Below are 20126 nucleotides of genomic sequence, written 5' to 3'. Positions count from 1 at the left end.
CGTCCGCGATGGCAGGTGGGGTTACTGGCCGATGGCCTGGAGGCGGTCGTAGGTCTCCTGGTCCCAGGTGGCGGCGTCGCTGTTGTGGGCGGGCAGCGTGGCCTCGCGGAAGGGTTCGGTGTCCACCTCGTTGACCGTGGTGCCCTGCTCCTCGAACCAGCTCACCAGTTCCTCCTCGGCCTGCAGGATGTCCTGGGTGATGCGCTCGCCGGCCTCGGCGTAGACCTCGCGGAAGATCTCGCGGTCCTCCTCGGAGAGGCGGTTCCACAGCGGCCCGCCGGCGATGGTGATCAGCGAGTCGGTGATGTGGCCGGTCAGGTTGATGTAGTCCTGCACCTCGTGGAAGGCCTTGGCCTTGATGGTGGGTAGCGGGTTCTCCTGGGCGTCGACCACGCCCTGCTGCAGCGCCAGATAGACCTCGGCGAAGGCGATGGGGGTGGGATTGGCGCCGACCGCCTCGGGGAACATCATGTACATGGGCGCGTTGGGCGTGCGGATCTTCAGGTCTTCCATGTCCTCGGGGGTGTCGATCGGCTCGTTGGAGGTGACGTGGCGGCGCCCATAGTAGTTCATGGCCAGCGGCACATTGCCCGTCTCGTCCTGATAGCCCTGGGAAATCTCGTCGAAGAGGTCGCTGTCGGCGTAGGCCTGCCAGTGGTCGAAGTCGCGGAACATGTAGGGCGCGCCGGCGATGCCGATGGGCCCGTAGAAGCGCCCGGCGAACTGGTTGCCGGTGTAGATCAGGTCGACGGTGCCCAGTTGCAGGCCCTCGTTGATGTCCGCCTCCTTGCCCAGCGAAGAGGCCGGGTGCACGGTGATGGAGTAGCGGCCGTCGGTGCGCTCCTCGATCTGCTCCGCCGCCCACAGGGCCCACTCGTGGTAGGGCTCCGAGGTCTCGTAGACGTGGGCGAAGTTCAGCTCCTCGGCCTGAACGGCACCGGCCAGGCTGACGCCACCGGCGATCAGCATGGCGGTCATCACCCGGGATAGCGTGAACTGGCGTTGAGGCTTGTCGCTCATCTTGTACTCCTCACAACCCTTGGGTTTGTTGTGCTTGTGGTGGGAACGGTGGCGCTCGCGTGCTTACCTGAGCGTCTGGCTGTATACGTATCATACCACCAACTTCAAGCTAGCCCTTCCCGCCGCCCCACGCAACCAATGGCCCGGCTTTCGGCATTCGCCTTTAGTAGCAGCCGCGGTGCAGGCGCTGTAACAGGTCCGGCGCCCCGAAGCCGCCGGCCTTGGTCATCACCAGGCGACGCGGATCGCCATCCAGGCGACCCAGGGCCACGCCCGGCGCCCACTCGGCCTCGACCCGGATGAAGCCGACCCCCAGGCGGGTCAGGGCCGCCATGGCGGTATCGCCTCCGGTGAGGAACAGCAGCCCCCGAGCCTCCGGCGACCAGGTCGCCAGCACCTCGGCCACCCGCTGCCCCATGGCCAGGGCCACCGCCGCCGGATCGTGCGCCTCTCCCTCGCCGCCGGGCACCAGCAATCGAGCCGGCGTCACGCTATCCGGCGGGTGAGCGGCCAGGGCATGGCATACCGGCAGCGACGGCGCCTCCGCCTGCAGCCGGTCGCGTTGCTCCAGCGCCCGGGGGCTGCGCGAGCCCAGCGCATAGAGGCGGTGGGTCACCCGCTGCAGCGGCAGCGAGGCGGCGCCGAGCCGGCCGAAGCAGCGCTGGGCGATGGCGGTGGCCAGTCCCGCGGCGCCCACCATCAACCAGGCATCGCGCTGGACCAGGGCGGCATCGTAGAGGCGGGCCAGGTCCTGGGCACTTTCGGCATCGGCCACGCAGTCGTGATCGGGCAGGGCGTCGTCCCCGGGGCGGTGGCGCCCCAGCACGACCCCCGCGGCGGCGAAGGCGCGATCCAGCGGACCGGTCAACGGCGCCGAGCGGGCATCGTCGGCATAGGCGCTCGCGGCCAGCGGCACGCCCTCCACCCACACCGCGGCGTCACGCACCACCCGCCCCTGGGCCGGCACTGCCGGTGCCACCAGCAGGCGGCGCCCGGTGGCCTCGCGCATGGCCAGGCTCTCGGCCACCACCCGACCACGCAGGGTGGAGTCGACCTTCTTGAACCATACCCGGGGCGCCACCCGGGCCAGCCGCCGCGACGCCTCGGCGACCCGCGCGGCGGCCGCATCGGCCGCCAGGTGGCGCGTCTCGGTATTCACGGCGAGCACCTCCGGCCACTCGCCCTCCCAGGTCGCCAGGCAGGCCTCCAGCCGCTCCAGGGCGACCACCACCCGGGTATCGGCGCCCCGGGCGGCGAAGGGGGCGGCGGCGTCCAGGGCCCCGGTCAGGTCGTCGGCGACGATGGCCACCCGGCAGCGGCTCATGGCCCGGCACCCTCCGCCAGGCGACGGGCGTAGGCGATGGCCGCCCCCAGGTTGGTGGCATCCGCCCTACCCTGCCAGGCGATGTCGAAGGCGGTGCCGTGGTCCACCGAGGTGCGCTGGATCGGCAGGCCCAGGCTGACGTTGACCGTGGTGTCGAAGGCGATCAGCTTGACCGGGATGTGCCCCTGGTCGTGGTACTGGGCCACCACCAGGTCGAACTCGCCGCGGCTGGCGCGATAGAAGACGGTATCGGCGGATATCGGCCCCTGGACGTCATAGCCGCGGCTGCACAGCGCCCTGACCGCCGGGGCGATGATGCGCTCGTCCTCGTCGCCGAAGATGCCGCCCTCGCCGCAGTGGGGGTTGAGCCCGGCCACGGCGATGCGCGGCTTGGCGAGGCCCATGGCCACCAGGTGGTCGTGCCCCACCGCCACGGTCTCCGCGATGCGCGCCTCGGTGACCCGCTCGATGGCCCCGCGCAGCGACACATGGGTGGAGACGTGCAGGGTGGAGAGGCGCTCCGAGGCCAGCAGCATGAAGGAGGACGGCGCCCCGGTGAGGGCCGCCAGCATGCCGGTATGGCCATCGTAGTAGTGGCCGGCGGCGTGCAGCGCCGCCTTGTTGAGCGGCGCGGTGACGATCACCCGGGCACGGCCCGCCTGGACCAGCTCCACCGCCCGCTTCACGCAGCGAAACGCCAGATCGCCCGCGGCAGCACTGATACGGCCGTCGGGAATCTCGCTCTCGGCCGCCACCTCGGCCACCGCCACGCCACCGTCGCCGGGCCTGGCCGACTCCAGGGACACGAACTCCAGCGCGGCATCGATCTGTGCCGCGGCGCGGCGATAGATGGCGGGGTCCCCCACCACCAGGCTGCGCCCGCGCTCGGCTGGCGACATGGCGGCCAGGGCACGGCAGATGATCTCCGGGCCGATCCCCGCCGGGTCGCCCATGGTGATGGCGATCTCGTATCGGCCCTTTCCTTCGTCGAACATCGCGCTCTCCCACTGATTGAGGGCTGATGGCCGGCTCCCCGGCGTCGGTATCGGACTATCGACCCGGTGCCGTACCTTGCGCTAGAGTGAAGCCATTGGCATACCTGTCATACAACACTACATCAATAACATGATAGGCGAACGCTGGCCAGACGCCAGCTCGCCCCATCCAGGAGGCATCATGCAACCCCTTTCCGCCCGCGACTGCCTGCCCCGGGACCTCGACCGCGCCCTGCTGGTCGGCCGCGCCTGGTGCGAGTCGCCCCGCCCCGGCCCGGTGCTGTTCATGGTCCGCGACGACCAGGCCCTCGACATCACCCACCTGGGCCCCACCATGGCCGACCTGCTGGAGCGCGACGACCCGATCGAGGCCCTGCGCGGCGCCGAGGGCCCGTCGCTGGGTCCCGTCGAGACCCTGCTGGAGAATTCCCTGACCGAGCCCCAGCGCGCCCCCCACCTGCTGGCCCCCTGCGACGTCCAGGCGGTGAAGGCCTGCGGGGTGACCTTCGCGGTGAGCCTGCTGGAGCGGGTAATCGAGGAGCAGGCCGGCGGCGACCCGGGCCGCGCCGCACGGCTGCGCGAGGAGCTCCAGGCACTGATCGGCGGCGACCTGTCGCGCATCGTGCCGGGCTCCGAGGAGGCCATGGCGCTCAAGCGCGAGCTCCAGGCCCGCGGCGGCTGGTCGCAGTACATGGAGGTGGGCATCGGCCCCGACGCCGAGGTCTTCACCAAGGCCCAGCCGCTCTCCTCGGTGGGCCTGGGGGCCGGCGTGGGCCTGCACCCGGCATCGCAGTGGAACAACCCGGAGCCGGAGATCGTGCTGGCGGTGGACGGCCGCGGCAGCGTCAAGGGGGCGACGCTCGGCAACGACGTCAACCTCCGCGATATCGAGGGGCGCAGCGCCCTGCTGCTGGGCAAGGCCAAGGACAACAACGCCTCCAGCGCCATCGGCCCCTTCATCCGGCTGTTCGACGAGACCTTCGGCATCGACGATGTGCGCCGTGCCCAGGTGACGCTGCGCATCGAGGGCGAGGACGACGACTTCCTGCTGCAGGGCGAGAGCGACATGGCCGAGATCAGCCGCGACCCCCTGGAGCTGGTGCGCCAGACCCTCGGCAGCCACCACCAATACCCCGACGGCGTCATGCTCTACCTGGGCACCATGTTCTCGCCGATCCAGGACCGCGACGGCGAGGGCCAGGGCTTCACCCACCACCCCGGTGACCGGGTGACCATCGCTACCCCGGCGCTGGGCGCCCTGGTCAACCGCGTCGGACGCAGCGACGCCCTGCCGCCCTGGACCTACGGCATCCGTGCGCTGATGCGCGACCTGGCGGCTCGTTGAACCACCCCCTTCCCCACTTCGGAGCCACCGATGACTACCATCACCCATATCGAAGTGCAGGATATCCGCTTCCCCACCTCCCGCTCCCTGGACGGCTCGGACGCCATGAACGCCGCCCCGGACTACTCCGCCAGCTACGTGATCCTGCACGTCGACGACGGCGGGGCCGAGGGCCATGGCCTCACCTTCACCATCGGCCGCGGCAACGAGATCGTGGTCACCGCGGTGCGCTCGCTGGCCCCCTTGATCGAGGGGCGCACCCTGGCCTCCATCACCGAGAACATGGGCGCCTTCTGGCGCGAGATCACCGGCGACAGCCAGCTGCGCTGGATCGGCCCCGACAAGGGCGCCATCCACCTGGCCACCGCGGCCATCGTCAATGCCGTCTGGGACCTGTGGGCCAAGCGCGAGGGCAAGCCGGTGTGGAAGCTGCTGGCGGACATGAGCCCCGAGCAGCTGGTGCGCTGCCTCGACTTCCGCTTCGTCACCGACGCCCTGACCCCGGAGGAGGCCATCGCGCTGCTGCGCCGGCAGGAGGCGGGCAAGGCCGCCCGGGAGGCGGAGATGAAGCGCGACGGCTATCCTGGCTACACCACCTCGGCGGGCTGGCTCGGCTACAGTGACGACAAGGTGCGCCGCCTGGCCCGGGAGGCCCTGGCCGAGGGCTGGACCCACTTCAAGCAGAAGATCGGCGGCAACCTCGACGAGGACGCCCGCCGCGCCGCCCTGCTGCGCGAGGAGATCGGCCGGGAAAACGTGCTGATGATGGACGCCAACCAGGTCTGGGAGGTGGACGAGACGGTAAGCAAGATGCGCCGGCTGGCCGAGTTCGACCCGTTGTGGATCGAGGAGCCCACCAGCCCCGACGACATCCTCGGCCATGCCGAGATCCGCCACCGCGTCGCGCCGATCGGCGTGGCGACCGGCGAGCACTGCCACAACAAGGTGATGTTCAAGCAGTTCCTCCAGGCCGACGCCATCGACTACTGCCAGCTCGACGCCGCCCGCCTGGGCGGGCTCAACGAGGTGATCCTGGTGACGCTGATGGCCGCCAAGTTCGGCGTGCCGATCTGCCCCCACGGCGGCGGCGTGGGGCTGTGCGAGTACACCCAGCATATCTCGCTGTTCGACTACATCGCCGTCTCCGGCAGCCTCGAGGGGCGGGTGCTGGAGTACGTCGACCACCTGCACGAGCACTTCGTCGACCCGGTGGTGATCGAGCGCGGCCGCTACCGGGTGCCCGAGGCGCCGGGCTACAGTATCACCATGCACCCCGAGTCCCTGACCCGGCACCGCTATCCTGAGGGTGCCGCCTGGCAGGAGGAGGCCTGAGATGAACACCCCGTCCCACCGACACGCCCTGCTCGAGGCCCTGGGCGAACGCCTGGGCGAGCGCGGCCTGCTCCGCGATCCCGCGGCCATGGCCCGCTACACGGCCGACTGGGCTGACGACCGGCTTGGCGAACCGCTGGCCGTGGCCCGCCCCGCCTCCACCGCCGAGGTGGCCGAGACGGTGCGCCTGTGTCGCGAGCACGGCGTGGCCATGACCCCCCAGGGCGGCCACAGCGGCCTGGTGGCCGGCGCCCTGCCCGCCGCCGACGGCGGCGAGCTGGTGATCAGCCTGGAGCGCCTGGACCGGGTGCGCGACCTCGACCCGGTCAACTTCACCATGACCGTGGACGCCGGCTGCATCCTCGAGAGCGTCAAGCAGGCCGCCCTGGAGCACGACTGTGACTTCCCGCTGTCGCTGGGCGCCCAGGGCAGCTGCCAGATCGGCGGCAACATCGCCACCAACGCCGGCGGCCTCAACGTGCTGCGCCACGGCATGATGCGCCAACTGGTGCTGGGCCTGGAGGTGGTGCTGCCCGACGGCCGCGTCTGGAACGGCCTCACCGCCCTGCACAAGGACAACCGCGGCCTCGACCTCAAGCAGCTGTTCCTGGGCAGCGAGGGCACCCTGGGCATCGTCACCGGCGCCGTGCTCAGGCTCTCGCCGCGCCACATCCAGAGCCGCACGGCGCTGCTCGGCCTGCCCTCGGTGGCGGCGGTGATCGACCTCTACGGTCATGCGCGACGCGACTGCAGCGACCTGCTCTCCGCCTTCGAGCTGATTCCGCGGCGCTGCCTGGAGCTGGCCATGGAGGCCACGCCCGAGCTGGCCGACCCGCTGGACACCGCCTACCCTTGGTATGTGCTGATGGAGGTGGCCGCCAGCGGCCCCCTGGACCTGGACGCCATGCTCGAACAGCTGCTGGAGCGGGGCATGGAGCGCGGGCTGGTGCTGGACGGCGCGCTGGCGTCCAGCGACACCCAGGCCCAGCGGCTCTGGCAGTTCCGCGAGAGCATGCTGGAGGGCCAGCGGCGGCGCGGCGAGCACCTGCGTACCGATATCTCGGTGCCCATCTCGGCGATCCCCGCCTTCGTCGAACGCGCCGGCGAGGCGGTGATGGCCGAGTCGCCCAACTGCGAGATCATCGCCTACGGCCATGTGGGCGACGGCAACCTGCACTTCAATATCCTGCCGCCGCCGGACATGGCCGAGGCCGACAAGCGCGATCACCTGCACGAGCTGGAGGAGCGGCTCTTCGCGGTGCTCGACGAGTTCGGCGGCAGCCTCAGCGCCGAGCACGGCATCGGCCGCACCAAGCGGGCCGCCTACCTGGCGCGGCTGTCGCCGGTGGAGCGCGAGCTGGTGGAGGGCATCAAGGCGCTGTTCGACCCCGACGGGCTGATGAACCCGGGGCGGATCCTGCCGCCCCGCTGAGGCTCGGGCCGGCCGGAAGCGCCCGGCCAGACCGCGCAGCGCCTCGGCCAGCAGGCGGCGCTTGAAGTCGCTGGTGGGCGTGCGCCTCCATGAGGCTCCTCTTCTCAAGTGAGTCATGAAAAAGCCTGGGAGCGTTGATGTTTTTTCATCCTCGCAAACTTGTCATACAAGCATACACTCCGCCATAGTGATTCCTGCACAACAACGCCAACACGCCTCCCCGCGACATCGCCGGGAACCGGAAAGGAGAACTCCATGAGCACACTCTTGCGCAACACCCTTATCTTCGCCGGGGCCGCCACCCTGGGCGCCGGCCTCGTTCAGGCCCAGGAAACCCCGGACCTCTCCGAGCCGCCCGCCATCGAGGGTGACAAGGTCGGCGACCACGGCAGCCATAACTTCCGCCTGGGCATCGGCCTGGCGGAAAGCTCGCCGCAGTACCTCTCCAGCGAATACTTCGCCGAGATCCTCGAGGAGCGCAGCGACGGTCGCCTGACCGTGGACATCTTCCCCAACAGCCAGATCGGCGACGACGTCCAGATGATGGAGATGCTGCAGACCGGCACCCTGGACATGACCTATCCGTCCACCTCGCCGGCCACCAGCTATGTCGAGGAACTGGCGGTCTTCGACCTGCCGTTCCTGTTCCCCACCCGCGAGGCCGCGGTGGAGGTGATGCAGAGCGACGTGGCTCAGGAAATGCTCGACGCCTTCGACGGCAGCGGCATCAAGGCGCTGGCCTTCTCCGAGAACGGCTACCGGCAGCTCTCCAACAGCGCGCGCCCGGTGGAGTCCCCGGAGGACGTGGCCGGCATGGACGTCGGCGGGCTGACGATCCGTACCATGGAGAACCCCGTCCACCTGTCGATCTGGGAGACGCTTGGCGCCAACCCCACCCCCATGGCCTTCGGTGAGTTGTTCTCGGCCATGGAGCAGGGCGTGGTCGACGGGCAGGAGAACCCCTGGAGTACCATCCTGACTTCCAACTTCTATGAGGTGCAGGACTACGGCACCGAGACGCGCCACGTCTACACGCCGTTCATCCTGATGATGTCCGAGAGCACCTGGGACGGCCTGCACGAGGAGTACCAGGCGCTGGTCCAGGAGGCCGCCCGTCAGTCCGCCGAGTACGAGATCCAGCTCGCCACCGAGTACGACGACTGGTCGCGCAAGCAGCTCGAGGAGCGCGGCATGGAGATCACCCGCCTCGATGACGACCAGATCGCCGCCTTCCAGGAGGCCGTGCAGCCGGTCTACGAGGAGTGGGCCCCCGAGATCGGCGAGGACCTGATCGAGGAGATCCAGGCCATCGTCGAAGAGACCACCAGCGACTGATCCACGCCCGCCACCACCGGCATGAGACAGGGGGCCAGCAGGGCCCCCTGTCATTGCCCTGGAGTGTACGATGACCGAATCATCCCCCCTGCCCGATCCCGCCGAGTATCGGGTCGACCCCAACCAGCGGCCGCTGGAGATCGACCCCGAGGCGCGGCGGGGCCCCGCACTGTTCCGCGTCCTGACCCTGTGGATGGAGCGCCTGATCGGCGTGATCCTGCTGGCCCTGATCGTCTCGGTCTCGGCCAACGTGGTGGGCCGCTCGCTGCTCAATCACTCGCTGCCCTGGGCCGACGAACTGGCCCGCATGCTGTTCATCTGGATGATCTTCATCGGCGCCGCGGCGGCCTTCCTGCGCTACGAACACATCGCGGTGGATATCCTGGTGCGCAAGCTTCCCCCACGCGGCGCCCATGTGCTCTACATGCTGCAACATCTAATCATTGCCGGCCTGATGGCGGTGATGATCTGGGGCGGCGGCAACGTCATGGTCAAGGCCTCCGGGCGCACCGCCATCCTCGACGTCCCCTGGAACCTGATCAACGCCTCGGTGGTGATCTGTGCGCTCGTCATCGGTGCCGTGGCCCTGTGGCGGGCCGCGCAGAGCCTGCGCCTGATCCGCTCCCCCGACCCTTCTTCATCCGACCGCGGAGACTAAGCCATGCTGTGGATCTTCCTGGGCATCCTCTTCGCCTCCATCATCATCGGCCTGCCGATCGCCTTCGGCCTGGGCATCGCCGCCCTGGTCATGGCGCTGCTATCCGGCGTGCCGCTGTCGATCCTGGTCGAGCAGTCGGTGCGCGGCGTCAACAGCTTCCCGCTGCTCGCCATCCCCTTCTTCATCCTGGTCGGCGAGGTGATGAGTACCGGCGGCATCGCCCGGCGCCTGATGGACCTCGCCGGGGCGCTGGTGGGCTTCATCCGCGGCGGCCTCGGCCAGGTGGCGATCACCGGTTCGATGTTCTTCGGCGGCATCAGCGGCTCCGCCGTGGCGGACACCGCCGCCACCGGCGCCATGATGATTCCCTCCATGAAGCAGCAGGGCTATACCGCGCCTCATGCCACCGCCATCAATACCGTCTCGTCGGTGATCGGGATCATCATTCCGCCATCGATCCCGTTGATCCTCTACGGGATCGTCACCGAGACCTCGATCAGTCGCCTGTTCATCGCCGGCATCGTGCCGGGCATCCTGATCGGTTTCGCGCTGATGGTCACCACCTTCATCATGGCCAGCCTCGAGCACTCCGGGCAGACCCGCAAGTTTCGCCTCGACGTGCTGTGGCAGGCCTTCAAGGCCGCCTGGTTGGCGCTGGTGCTGCCGGTGATCGTGGTCGGCGGGATCATCGCCGGGGTCTTCACCGCCACCGAGGCGGCCGTGGCGGCGCTGCTCTATTCGCTGTTCATCTCGCTGGTGGTCTATCGCGAGTTCCACGTCCGCGAGCTGTGGGGCATGTTGATCCGCACCGCGCGGCTGACCGGCATGGTGCTGCTGCTGCTGGCGTTCGCCACGGTGATCGCCTGGTTCCTGACCATCAACATGGTGCCCCAGACGCTGGTCTCCCAGGTGCAGGCGATCACCCAGGATCCCTTCCTGCTGCTGCTGATCGTCGCCGGACTGCTGCTGCTGGTGGGCTTCGTGATGGACCTCACCCCGGCCATGGTGATCATGGCGCCGATGCTCATGCCGATCGTCACCTCGGTGGGCATCGACCCGGTCTACTTCGGGGTGCTGATGGCCTTCGTGCTGGGCATCGGCCTGCTGACGCCGCCGGTGGGCACCTGCCTCTACGTCGGCTGCGGCGTGGGCAAGGTCTCCATGCAGCAGCTGGTCCGCGCCATGCTGCCCTACTACGGCGCCCTGCTGGTGGTCCTGGTGATCCTGGTCGCCTTCCCGGGCATCGTCACCTGGCTGCCCGACCTCACCAGGGTGCAGGGCAACTGAGGCGCGGCGCCTTTCAGGGATCGAGCCCGGCACCGAGGCGGCGCTGCCTCAGCTCCAGCCGCCGGTCGTAGAGGCCCTTCGCCACCAGGGTGCCCAGCACCAGGCCACCCCCCACGAAGGCCAGCGGCGAGGGTTGTTCGTGGAGGATCCACCAGGCCCAGAGGGTGCCGACCACCACCTCCAGGAGCAGCAGCAGGCCGACCTCGGCGGCGGGCAGGTAGAGGGGGCCACGCTGCAGCAGGGTCACGCCCGCCGGCACGATGACCAGGCAGAGCAGCACCACCAGCAGCCAGCGCTCCAGCTCGGGGAACGGCACGCCGCCCCCGAGCAGCAGGACCAGCGCCCCGCCACTGCCCACGATCAGGCCGTTGAACACCAGCATCGGGCTCATGTCCACGCCGGGACGCCGCCGGCAGAGGGTGAAGTTGAGGGCGAGGGTAGTGGCCGCCATCAGCGCGAAGCCGTTGCCCACCCAGGAACCGACGCCGGCATCGTCGATCACGATCATGCCGATGCCGAGCATGCAGGCGCCGATGGCCAGCCAGGTGCGCCGCGGCAACCGCTCGCCCAGGATCAGCCGGGAGAGCAGCGCGGCGATCAGCGGCGAGGCGGCCAGGATCATCAGCACGTTGCCGGCCTTGGTGTACTGGTTGCCCAGCACGAAGCCGCAGGTGGTCAGGCTGAACAGCAGCGCCACGGCGATGCCCGTGCCGCCGCAGCGACGGTAGACGCCCAGGGTCCCGCGGCCGTGACGCACCACGGCGATCAGCAGGAACCCCAGCGCCGAGAGGAAGCCCCGCCACATCAGGATCTCGGCGTCGGGCAGGGCGGCGAGCTTGATGAGCAGGGCATCCGGGGACATGATCAACGCCCCGCCACCGGTGAACAGCAGCCCCTGCTGCCGCCGGGAGAGCGTACGCAAGGGGTTCACCCGAGCCGCAGGCACGCCGATCATCGCGCCCGCAGGGCCGGCAGGCCGACCCCGGTCGACTGGAAGCCGCCGTCCGCGGCGATCACCTGCCCGGTCACATAAGAGGCCTTGTCGGAACACAGGAAGACGATCACCTCGGCGATCTCGCGCTCGGAGCCGTAGCGGTTCAGCGGGATGGCGTCGTGGTAGGCGGCACGGATCTCGGCGGTGTGCACGGCCAGCGCCAGCTTGGTATCCACCGGACCCGGCGCCACGCAGTTGGCACGGATGCCGTACTCGCCGAGCTCGGCGGCCTGCTGCTGGGTCAGGTGGATCACCGCCGCCTTGGAGGTACCGTAGGCGACCCGCAGCGTGCTGGCCCGCAGCCCGGAGATGGAGGCGATGTTGACAATCGCCCCGCGGGCCGCCTCGAGCAACGGCAGCAGCGCCTGGGAGGTGAGGAAGACGCCGTCGAGATTGGTCGCCATGACCCGCCGCCAGATGGCGAAGTCGGTACCCGCCAGGGGACGGAAATCGGCCACCCCGGCGTTGTTGACCAGGGCGTCGACCCGGCCGTGGCGTCGCGTCAGCACCTCGGCCATGCTCGCCACCTGATCGGGCTCGGAGACGTCGCACACCAACGGTTCGGCGCCGGCCAGCGCGGCCGCCGCCTTCTCCAGCTCGGGAGCATCGCGGTCGACCATCACCACCCGGAAGCCCTGTTCGAGGAAGAGGTGAGTCGTCGCCAGGCCGATGCCGCGGGCGGCGCCGGTCACCACGGCGATAGGGGTCGAAGTCGTCATTGCCGGGTCCTCGTCGGTCGAATCAGTTCAGCGCGTCCACCAGCATCAGCGACAGCGCGGGGAAGGCCGCGATGATGGCCAGGCCCACCAGGCAGACCAGCATGAACGGCAGGGCCCCTCTGGCCACCTGCTCGATGGACAGCCGAGTCACGTTGGCCGCCACGTAGAGGTTGATACCCACCGGCGGGGTGATCAGCCCGATGGAGAGGTTCACCATGATCAGCACGCCGAACCACACCGGGTCCCAGCCCATCTGGTGGACCACCGGCAGGAAGATCGGCAGCGAGATGAACATCACCGTGACGGCGTCCATGAACATCCCCACCACCAGCAGGATCAGCATGATCGCCAGCAGGATCACCCACTCGTTGTCGCTCAGCCCCAGCAGCAGGCCGGAGTAGGTGCCCACCAGGTCGTCCACGGTGACCACCCAGCCGAACAGGCTGGCGTAGGCCACCACCAGCATCACCACCGCCGAGGAGGCCGCGGCATCGCCGAGCGCCTCGTAGAGCTTGGGCACGCTCAGGGTGCGGTAGGCCAGGGCCCCGACGCAGAGCGCGTAGACGGTGGCCACCAGCGCCGCCTCGGTGGGCGTGAAGATGCCGGAGTAGATGCCGCCGAGGATCACCACCGGGGTCATCAGGCCCCAGAAGGACTCGCGGAAGGTCCGCCACAGCCGCCGGCGGTAGGGAAGCTCCCGGTAGGGCGTCAGGCCCATGGCCCTCAGGCTGGGGGAATCCTCCAGGCTCGCCGCCCCCACCGAGTGGCGGGGGATCCGCCCCAGCGGCAGGGTCACCACCATGATCAGGCCCATCAGGATGCCGGGCAGGATGGCGGCGAGGAACAGCTTGGAGATGGAGGTCTCGGCGATGACCCCGTAGATCACCAGGCCGATGGAGGGTGGAATCACGATGGACAGCGCCGCCCCGGTACACACCAGGCCCGCCGCGTAGGTGCGGCGATAGCCGTCCTCCTCCATGCCCTTGATGATCATCGGGCCGATCGCCGCCACCGAGGCGGGCCCCGAGCCGCTGACCGCCCCCCAGAACAGGCAGACCACGGTACCCACCACCCCCATGCCGCCCGGCAGTCCGCCGACCAGCACGCGAAAGAAGCGGATCATGCGCTCGGCGATGCCCAGCGAGCCCATCAGGGTGCCCGCCAGGATGAAGAAGGGGATCGCCAGCAGCGAGAACTTGGTGATGCCGGTGGCGATCAGGTCGCCGGCCATGTCCAGGCCGAAGCCCATGTGCCACATGGCATAGACGGCGGAGAGCCCCAGCGAGAAGGCCACCGGCACGCGCAGCAGCATCAACAGGAAGAACACCAGTATCATCTGGGTGCCGGCGGTGAGCTGGGTGAGGGCATCAAACATCGGGAATCCCCCGGTCCGCGGCCGGTCCCTTCCTGGCCTCCTCCACCAGGCGCTGCAGGTAGCGGACGATGATCAGCGCGAAGCCGAACGGCACCGCCACGTGGTAGTACCAGGCCGGCAGGCCCAGCCCGTAGGAGCGCATGCCGGAGTCCAACTGGTTCATCAGCACCTCCCAGGAGAAGTAGGCGGACAGGGCCAGCAGCGCGATGGACAGCGCCCCGGAGACCACGAACACCAGCTTGCGCAGGACGCCGGGCAGCGCATCGTAGACGAGGGTGACCGCCAGGTGCTCGCCCCGGCGGGCGGCGATGGCGGCGCCGAAGATGGTCAGGACCAGGAAGCCGTTGGTCAGCAGTTCCTCGGTGGCCGCCAGGGAGTAGTTGGTGCCGTAGCGCACCACCACATTGGCGAAGCCCAGCAGGGTCATGCCCAGGAAGAGCACCGCACAGACGATCTTCTCGGCTTCTCGCAGCAGGAATTTCATGTCAGGTCCAGCCTTGGGAGGAACCGGTGGGGCGAGGGCCCTGGCCCCGAAAGCGGCCAGGGCCCGGCACGCGGGATCGGGCGATCAATCCTCGATCGCCTCCTGGAAGGCCGCGACGATCTCGGGACCGACCTTATCGGCCCACTCGTCGAAGGCCGGACGGGTCGCCTCACGGAAGGCGGCGATCTCCTCCTCGGAGAGCTCGGTGATCTCCATGCCCTGCTCGCGCAGGAAGTCGAGGCCCTCCGCGGTGCTCTCGCGGGTAATCTCCACCTGGTAGGCCATGGCCTCCTCCGCCGCCTGGCGGATCGCCGCCTGGGTGTCGGCGTCGTAGTCGTTCCACTTCTCCTCGGAGATGCCCAGGAAGATGGGATCGTAGGAGTAGTGCCAGGCCGTCAGGTAGTCCTGCACCTCGTAGACCTGCTGGGGGATGATCACCGCGCCGATGGGGTTCTCCTGGGCGTCCACCACGCCCTGCTGCAGGGCGGTCATGGTCTCGGTCCACTGCATCTGCTGCGGGTTGGCGCCCAGGGCGTTCATTACGTCGACGTACATGGGGCCAGCCACCCGCACGTTGAGGCCCTGCATGTCCTCGGGGGTGCGGATCGGCCCCACGCTGTTGGTCAGCTCGCGGAAGCCGTTCTCGCCCCAGGCCAGCACCACGATGCCCTTCTCCTCGAGGATATCCTCCAGCAGCTCGACCGGCTCGCCCTGGGTGGTGGCGTCGACCTGCTCGTAACCGGAATAGAGGTAGGGCAGCGAGAAGACCGCCATCTCCGGTACCAGCGGCGTCACGTTGATCGCCGAGGTGACCAGCAGGTCCAGGGCGCCACGGCCCACCATCTCGGCCTGGCGCATCTGGTCGCCGCCGGAGAGCTGGGCGTTGGGGAAGACACGCACGTTCAACTCGTCGCCGGTGGCCTCCGCCAGCAGCTCGGCGAAGCGCTCCGCCCCCTGGTGCCAGGTGGTGGAATCGCCGGTGTTGTGGGACAGGCGCAGTTGTTCGGCGGAGGCGGTGCCGGCCGCCATCGCCGCGGCCACGGCGGCGGTCAGGGCCAGCTTGCGAACATCGAGGCATTTCATTGTGTTGTACTCCTGGTGGCGCGCTCGTTGGGTCGAGCCTGGTTTCTTATCGATCCACATCGTGGACCACTATGCATTCAGGCGACAAGTGAAACTTGCCAAAGCCCCCTGTTAAAGTCAAAGTGAAGCGCAAAGTCCCGTTATCAACGCATCAAGCGCCAGAGACCCATGGTCCATATTGCGGAACACACGAAAACCGACAGCGCCGCCGGCGCCAGGACCTCGGGGGCCCAGAGCGTCGACCGGGCCCTGACCCTGCTGAGCCTCATCGGCCGCCACGCCGGCGAGGGGTTGTCGCTCGCCGAGCTGACGACGGCGAGCGGACTCAACAAGCCGACGGTACGACGCCTGATGCTGGCCCTGATCAACGGCGGCATGGTCGATCAGTGTAGCCATACCCATCGCTACCGGCTGGGGCCCGAGGCCTACCTGCTCGGCCTGCGGGCCGCGGAACGCCATGGCTTGGTCAGGACCGCCACCCGTCACGTGGCACGCCTGGCCACGGCCACCGAGGACGCCGCCTGCCTCTCCGTGCGACGCGGGCTCCATTCGCTCTGCCTGCACCGCGAGGACGGCCCCTACCCGATCCGCACCCATGCCCTGATGCCGGGCGCCTACCACCCGCTGGGCGTGGGCGCCGGCTCGCTGGCCATGCTGGCGGCACTCTCCGATGCCGAGGTCGAGGCGACCCTGGCGGCGAATCGCGAGACGCTGGAGGCGGAGTACCCCTTGCTACCACCCAAGCGGCTCCGCGAGCTGGTCGCCGAGACCCGCCGCCAGGGCCATGCCCTGAACCCGGGACTGGTGTTCCGCGACTCCTGGGGGCTCGGCGTCGCCCTGCGCTGGCCCGACGGCAGCCTCGCCGGGGCGCTGTCGCTGGCGGCCATCGAGAGCCGCATGCAGGAACCGCGACGCAGCCAGGAGCTGCTGCCCCTGCTCGAGCGGGAGGCCCGGGAGATCGAGGCCCAGCTCGCCCGCGACTATGCGGCGCACCATCCCGGCTAGGAGGCCAAGGCCGCTGGGCGAGGAAGGGTAGGAGGGCGACAAGCGCTGTACACCACAGGGCACAACGCCATACCAACAAGAGAAGGAGTGACGCGTGACACAGGCACAGATCGTCGGCTGGGCGCACGGCCCCTTCGGCAAGCGCCCCGAACCCGACACCCAGACCCTGATGCAGGGCGTGGTGGGCGATGCCCTGATCCACGCCGGGCTGGCCCCCGAGGACATCGACGGCCTCTTCGTGGGCGTCTACAACAACGGCTTCTCGCGCCAGGACTTCCAGGCCGCCCTGGTGGCCATGGGCGACGAGCGCTTCGCCCACACCCCCGCCACCCGCTACGAGAACGCCTGTGCCACGGGCAGCGCCGCGCTGCACGGGGCGCTGGATTTCATCGAGTCGGGCCGCGGCCGCCTCGCCCTGGTGGTCGGCGCCGAGAAGATGAGCGCCACCCCCACCGCCGAGGTGGGCGACATCCTGCTCAGCGCCAGCTACCACCGCGAGGAGGCCGACATCCAGGGCGGCTTCGCCGGCCTGTTCGGCCGCATCGCCGAGGGCTACTTCCAGCGCTACGGCGACCGCTCCCGGGAACTGGCCATGATCGCCGCCAAGAACCACGCCAACGGCGTCGCCAACCCCTGGGCGCAGATGCGCAAGGACATGGGCGTCGACTTCTGTGCCAGCGTCTCCGAGCGCAACCCCCTCGTCGCCGGCCCGCTGCGCCGCACCGACTGCTCGCTGATCTCCGACGGCGCCGCCGCCCTGGTGGTCGCCGACGCCGAGACGGCGGCGCAGCTGCAACGCGCCATCGGCTTCCGCGCCCGCACCCAGGCCAACGACCTCATGGCACTGTCGCGCCGCAACGTGCTGGAGTTCCGCGGCGCCGCCCTCGCCTGGCGCCAGGCGCTCGAGGCCGCCGGCCTCGGCCTGGACGACCTCTCCCTGGTGGAGACCCACGACTGCTTCACCATCGCCGAGATGCTCGAGTACGAGGCCATGGGGCTCGCCGCCCCCGGCGAGGGTCACCGGGTGATCCGCGAGGGCGTCACCCACAAGGACGGCAGGCTGCCGGTCAACCCCTCGGGCGGGCTCAAGTCCAAGGGCCACCCCATCGGCGCCACCGGGGTCTCCATGCACGTCATGGCCGCCATGCAGCTGATGGGCGAGGCCGGCGACATGCAGATCCCCGAGGCGCGCCTCGCCGGCGTCTTCAACATGGGCGGCGCCGCCGTGACCAACTATGTGTCGATCCTGGAGCGCGTGACATGAGCCTGGACCTGAGCAACGGTGTCACGCCGGTCTCCACCCGGGTGATGAACCTCTCCCACCTGCTCACCGAGAGCGCCCGGCGCCATCCCGACGACATCGGCTTCGTGTGGGGCGAGCGCCGCTGGCGCTGGGCCGAGATGGAGGCCCGCGCCGAGGCCTTCGCCCACGCCCTGGTGGAGGAGTTCGGCGTGCGCAAGGGCGACCGCCTGCTGGTGCAGTCGGCCAACTGCCACCAGATGTTCGAGGCGATGTTCGCCTGCTGGCGGGCCGGCGCCGTCTGGGTGCCGGCCAACTACCGCCAGTCCCCGGAGGACATCGCCTGGCTGGCGGAGTCCTCCGGGGCCCGGGGCCTGCTGTGCGGCGCCGCCTTCGCCGAGCATGCCGCGGCCTGCCGGGCCCGGATGGACTTCTGCGTGGCCATCGGCGAGTGCGACTTCGCCCCCGACTTTGATGCCCTGGTGGCCCGCCATGCCGGCCAGCGCCAGCCGGCGGTGGCGGTGCAGCGCGACGATCCGGCCTGGTTCTTCTTCACCTCCGGCACCACCGGGCGGCCCAAGGCCGCGGTGCTGACCCACGGCCAGATGGCCTTCGTGGTCACCAACCACCTCTGCGACCTGATGCCCGGCACCGGCCCCGAGGACGCCTCCCTCGTCGTCGCGCCACTCTCCCACGGCGCCGGCATCCACCAGCTCGCCCAGGTGGCCCACGGCGTCAAGACGATCCTGCCGGCCGGCGAGCGGTTCGACCCCGACGAGGTCTGGGCGCTGGTCGAAAAGTGGCGGGTCACCAACGCCTTCACCGTGCCGACGATCGTCAAGCTGCTCGTCGAACACGAGAGCGTCGACGCCCACGACCATTCCTCGCTGCGCTACGTCATCTATGCCGGCGCCCCCATGTACCGGGCCGACCAGGTGAAGGCGCTGGAGAAGCTCGGCCCGGTGCTGGTGCAGTACTTCGGCCTCGGCGAGGTCACCGGCAACATCACGGTGCTGCCGCCGGCCTTCCACCATGTCGACGACGCGCGCATGAAGATCGGCAGCTGCGGCTTCGCGCGAACCGGCATGCAGGTGCAGATCCAGGATGCCGAGGGCCGCGAGGTCGCCCCGGGCGAGACCGGTGAGATCGCGGTGATCGGGCCGGCAGTGTTCGCCGGCTACCACGACAACCCCGAGGCCAACCGCAAGAGCTTCCGCGACGGCTGGTTCCTCACCGGCGACCTGGGCCACATGGACGACCAGGGCTTCGTCTACCTCACCGGCCGGGTCTCGGACATGTACATCTCCGGCGGCTCCAACATCTACCCCCGCGAGATCGAGGAGAGGCTGCTCACCCATCCGGCGATCTCCGAGGTGGCGGTGCTCGGCGTGCCCGACCCGGTGTGGGGCGAGGTCGGGCTGGCCGTCTGCGTGCCCTACCCCGGGGAGACGCCCGATGCCGAGGCCCTGGCCGCCTGGCTCGACGGCAAGCTGGCCCGCTACAAGCTGCCGCGCCACTATGTGTTCTGGGAGGCGATGCCCAAGTCCGCCTACGGCAAGATCACCAAGAAGCTGATCCGCGAGACGCTCGTCGAACGCGGGGAGCTCGAGGAGGCGACATGAGCCGCGATGCCCACCACACCGGGGCGATGCGCCGCATCGAGCATCCGGGGCCACCGGCGCGTCAGCGTCACCGAGCGGTGCCCTGCCGGGTGACGCCGCGCCGCCTCGTGCTGCGCGGCGGCCAGACGCTGCACGACGCCGTGGTCGCGGCCCTGGAGGAGAGCGGCGCGCGCGCCGCCTGGCTCGAACTGGCGGACGCGACCCTGGCGGCGCTGCGCTACGTCATCCCGGCCGACGACAAAAGCGGCGAGCACGCCGCCTGGTACAGCGCCATCCACGCGCTGGCACCCCCGGCGCGGCTGCACCGCGCCGGTCTGCACGTCGGGCGCCGCGACGGCGCGCCCTTCCTGCACTGCCACGGCCTCTGGGAGGGCGCCGACGGCACCCGGGCCATGGGCCACCTGCTGCCCACCGAGTCGTGGCTCGCGGAAGACGCCGAGGCGACCTGCCTGGTGCTGGAGGACGCCCTGCTGGAGGTGACCCCCGACGCCGAGACTCGCTTCTCGCTGTTCGCCCCACACCGCACGGGCGAACCGGCGCCGGCGTCCAACGCCCTGCTGGCCACCCTGCGGCCCAACCAGGACCTGGGCGAGGCCGTGGAAGCACTCGCCGAGCGCTACGGGCTCACCGAAGCGCGGCTATCGGGCCTGGGCAGCCTGGTCGGCACCGCCTTCGCCGACGGCAGCGGCCTGGACAGCCACGCCACCGAGGTGCTGATCCTCGACGGCCGGCTGGCAGGCGGCAGGGCCGACATCGAACTGGCCGCGGTGGGCATCGACGGCACGCATCGCCGGGGGCGCCTGGCCCCCGGCCGCAACGCCGTCTGCGTCACCGCCGAGCTGCTGCTGCACCCCTGAGCCGGCCACCGGTCGCGGT

Annotated in this window: 18 protein-coding genes; 10 read left to right on the top strand and 8 right to left on the bottom strand. The window is 69.8% G+C overall.

Translation table 11 applies throughout. The features are described from left to right. Window positions 1-21: 21 nt before the first annotated feature. The 3 genes from QWY80_RS16835 to pdxA all read right to left on the bottom strand — a co-directional run bounded on the left by QWY80_RS16835 (window position 22) and on the right by pdxA (window position 3339). Window positions 22-1020 (bottom strand): sialic acid TRAP transporter substrate-binding protein SiaP, encoded by a 999-nt coding sequence (locus tag QWY80_RS16835; RefSeq protein ID WP_290234027.1) that lies wholly within the window; start codon window positions 1018-1020, stop codon window positions 22-24. A 163-nt stretch (window positions 1021-1183) separates the two neighbouring features. After that, entirely contained in the window at window positions 1184-2344 is a 1161-nt protein-coding gene (locus tag QWY80_RS16830; protein ID WP_290234025.1) for a four-carbon acid sugar kinase family protein, read from the bottom strand. Continuing rightward, the gene (gene pdxA, locus QWY80_RS16825; protein WP_290234022.1) at window positions 2341-3339 is read right to left on the bottom strand and encodes a 4-hydroxythreonine-4-phosphate dehydrogenase PdxA; all 999 of its coding nucleotides are present in this window, start codon (window positions 3337-3339) and stop codon (window positions 2341-2343) included. The genes QWY80_RS16830 and pdxA overlap by 4 nt, the downstream gene beginning before the upstream one ends. Window positions 3340-3520: 181 nt before the next feature. Here pdxA and QWY80_RS16820 point away from each other — a divergent pair, with 181 nt between their 5' ends. From QWY80_RS16820 to QWY80_RS16795, 6 genes are all read left to right on the top strand, one after another. Then, window positions 3521-4684 carry a fumarylacetoacetate hydrolase family protein gene (locus tag QWY80_RS16820; protein WP_290234019.1) on the top strand — a complete coding sequence of 388 codons (1164 nt, stop codon included), beginning with the start codon at window positions 3521-3523 and terminating at the stop codon, window positions 4682-4684. A 30-nt stretch (window positions 4685-4714) separates the two neighbouring features. Then, on the top strand, window positions 4715-6016 hold the full coding sequence (locus QWY80_RS16815) for an L-fuconate dehydratase (protein ID WP_290234016.1): 1302 nt from the start codon (window positions 4715-4717) through the stop codon (window positions 6014-6016). A gap of 1 nt (window position 6017) precedes the next feature. Further along, on the top strand, window positions 6018-7448 hold the full coding sequence (locus tag QWY80_RS16810; RefSeq protein ID WP_290234013.1) for an FAD-binding oxidoreductase: 1431 nt from the start codon (window positions 6018-6020) through the stop codon (window positions 7446-7448). A 255-nt stretch (window positions 7449-7703) separates the two neighbouring features. Beyond that, window positions 7704-8783, top strand: a complete 1080-nt coding sequence (locus tag QWY80_RS16805; protein WP_290234011.1) for a TRAP transporter substrate-binding protein — start codon at window positions 7704-7706, stop codon at window positions 8781-8783. 70 nt (window positions 8784-8853) lie between these two features. Then, entirely contained in the window at window positions 8854-9441 is a 588-nt protein-coding gene (locus QWY80_RS16800; protein WP_290234009.1) for a TRAP transporter small permease, read from the top strand. A 3-nt stretch (window positions 9442-9444) separates the two neighbouring features. Next, complete coding sequence (locus QWY80_RS16795) at window positions 9445-10728, top strand: TRAP transporter large permease (RefSeq protein WP_290234007.1); 1284 nt, start codon at window positions 9445-9447, stop codon at window positions 10726-10728. A gap of 13 nt (window positions 10729-10741) precedes the next feature. On the opposite strand, the gene QWY80_RS16790 is transcribed toward QWY80_RS16795, so the two are convergent. The 5 genes from QWY80_RS16790 to QWY80_RS16770 form a co-directional block, all read right to left on the bottom strand. Beyond that, a complete protein-coding gene (locus tag QWY80_RS16790) occupies window positions 10742-11683 on the bottom strand; it encodes a DMT family transporter (RefSeq protein ID WP_290234003.1) in 942 nt (313 codons plus the stop codon). After that, entirely contained in the window at window positions 11680-12441 is a 762-nt protein-coding gene (locus tag QWY80_RS16785; RefSeq protein ID WP_290234000.1) for an SDR family NAD(P)-dependent oxidoreductase, read from the bottom strand. The genes QWY80_RS16790 and QWY80_RS16785 overlap by 4 nt, the downstream gene beginning before the upstream one ends. 22 nt (window positions 12442-12463) lie before the next feature. Beyond that, window positions 12464-13816, bottom strand: coding sequence for a TRAP transporter large permease (locus QWY80_RS16780; protein WP_290233997.1), 1353 nt, complete (start codon window positions 13814-13816; stop codon window positions 12464-12466). Further along, window positions 13809-14300 carry a TRAP transporter small permease gene (locus QWY80_RS16775; protein WP_290233993.1) on the bottom strand — a complete coding sequence of 164 codons (492 nt, stop codon included), beginning with the start codon at window positions 14298-14300 and terminating at the stop codon, window positions 13809-13811. Before QWY80_RS16775 ends, QWY80_RS16780 begins: the two co-directional genes overlap by 8 nt. An 84-nt stretch (window positions 14301-14384) precedes the next feature. Then, window positions 14385-15383, bottom strand: a complete 999-nt coding sequence (locus QWY80_RS16770) for a DctP family TRAP transporter solute-binding subunit (protein WP_290233991.1) — start codon at window positions 15381-15383, stop codon at window positions 14385-14387. A gap of 168 nt (window positions 15384-15551) precedes the next feature. On the opposite strand from QWY80_RS16770, the gene QWY80_RS16765 reads away from it, so the two are divergent. The 4 genes from QWY80_RS16765 (at window position 15552) to QWY80_RS16750 (ending at window position 20107) form a co-directional block, all read left to right on the top strand. Next, a complete protein-coding gene (locus QWY80_RS16765) occupies window positions 15552-16388 on the top strand; it encodes an IclR family transcriptional regulator (protein WP_290233987.1) in 837 nt (278 codons plus the stop codon). 94 nt (window positions 16389-16482) lie between these two features. Further along, the gene (locus QWY80_RS16760) at window positions 16483-17652 is read left to right on the top strand and encodes an acetyl-CoA acetyltransferase (RefSeq protein ID WP_290233985.1); all 1170 of its coding nucleotides are present in this window, start codon (window positions 16483-16485) and stop codon (window positions 17650-17652) included. Further along, complete coding sequence (locus tag QWY80_RS16755; RefSeq protein WP_290233982.1) at window positions 17649-19250, top strand: acyl-CoA synthetase; 1602 nt, start codon at window positions 17649-17651, stop codon at window positions 19248-19250. The genes QWY80_RS16760 and QWY80_RS16755 overlap by 4 nt, the downstream gene beginning before the upstream one ends. Further along, window positions 19247-20107 carry a PPC domain-containing DNA-binding protein gene (locus QWY80_RS16750; protein ID WP_290233979.1) on the top strand — a complete coding sequence of 287 codons (861 nt, stop codon included), beginning with the start codon at window positions 19247-19249 and terminating at the stop codon, window positions 20105-20107. Before QWY80_RS16755 ends, QWY80_RS16750 begins: the two co-directional genes overlap by 4 nt. Window positions 20108-20126 lie beyond the last annotated feature (19 nt).

The organism is Halomonas ramblicola (genome assembly GCF_030409215.1).
In the GTDB taxonomy this organism is placed as follows: Bacteria; Pseudomonadota; Gammaproteobacteria; order Pseudomonadales; family Halomonadaceae; genus Halomonas; species Halomonas ramblicola.
Note: the sequence above shows the minus strand (reverse complement) of the source record. Positions and strands in the feature narration are given on the sequence as shown.

What these genes read in the sequence shown, in the direction of transcription:
- QWY80_RS16835 (WP_290234027.1), bottom strand. Translation starts at nt 1,020, where the DNA reads ATGAGCGACAAGCCTCAACGCCAGTTCACGCTATCCCGGGTGATGACC.
- QWY80_RS16830 (WP_290234025.1), bottom strand. Translation starts at nt 2,344, where the DNA reads ATGAGCCGCTGCCGGGTGGCCATCGTCGCCGACGACCTGACCGGGGCC.
- pdxA (WP_290234022.1), bottom strand. Translation starts at nt 3,339, where the DNA reads ATGTTCGACGAAGGAAAGGGCCGATACGAGATCGCCATCACCATGGGC.
- QWY80_RS16820 (WP_290234019.1), top strand. Translation starts at nt 3,521, where the DNA reads ATGCAACCCCTTTCCGCCCGCGACTGCCTGCCCCGGGACCTCGACCGC.
- QWY80_RS16815 (WP_290234016.1), top strand. Translation starts at nt 4,715, where the DNA reads ATGACTACCATCACCCATATCGAAGTGCAGGATATCCGCTTCCCCACC.
- QWY80_RS16810 (WP_290234013.1), top strand. Translation starts at nt 6,018, where the DNA reads ATGAACACCCCGTCCCACCGACACGCCCTGCTCGAGGCCCTGGGCGAA.
- QWY80_RS16805 (WP_290234011.1), top strand. Translation starts at nt 7,704, where the DNA reads ATGAGCACACTCTTGCGCAACACCCTTATCTTCGCCGGGGCCGCCACC.
- QWY80_RS16800 (WP_290234009.1), top strand. Translation starts at nt 8,854, where the DNA reads ATGACCGAATCATCCCCCCTGCCCGATCCCGCCGAGTATCGGGTCGAC.
- QWY80_RS16795 (WP_290234007.1), top strand. Translation starts at nt 9,445, where the DNA reads ATGCTGTGGATCTTCCTGGGCATCCTCTTCGCCTCCATCATCATCGGC.
- QWY80_RS16790 (WP_290234003.1), bottom strand. Translation starts at nt 11,683, where the DNA reads ATGATCGGCGTGCCTGCGGCTCGGGTGAACCCCTTGCGTACGCTCTCC.
- QWY80_RS16785 (WP_290234000.1), bottom strand. Translation starts at nt 12,441, where the DNA reads ATGACGACTTCGACCCCTATCGCCGTGGTGACCGGCGCCGCCCGCGGC.
- QWY80_RS16780 (WP_290233997.1), bottom strand. Translation starts at nt 13,816, where the DNA reads ATGTTTGATGCCCTCACCCAGCTCACCGCCGGCACCCAGATGATACTG.
- QWY80_RS16775 (WP_290233993.1), bottom strand. Translation starts at nt 14,300, where the DNA reads ATGAAATTCCTGCTGCGAGAAGCCGAGAAGATCGTCTGTGCGGTGCTC.
- QWY80_RS16770 (WP_290233991.1), bottom strand. Translation starts at nt 15,383, where the DNA reads ATGAAATGCCTCGATGTTCGCAAGCTGGCCCTGACCGCCGCCGTGGCC.
- QWY80_RS16765 (WP_290233987.1), top strand. Translation starts at nt 15,552, where the DNA reads ATGGTCCATATTGCGGAACACACGAAAACCGACAGCGCCGCCGGCGCC.
- QWY80_RS16755 (WP_290233982.1), top strand. Translation starts at nt 17,649, where the DNA reads ATGAGCCTGGACCTGAGCAACGGTGTCACGCCGGTCTCCACCCGGGTG.
- QWY80_RS16750 (WP_290233979.1), top strand. Translation starts at nt 19,247, where the DNA reads ATGAGCCGCGATGCCCACCACACCGGGGCGATGCGCCGCATCGAGCAT.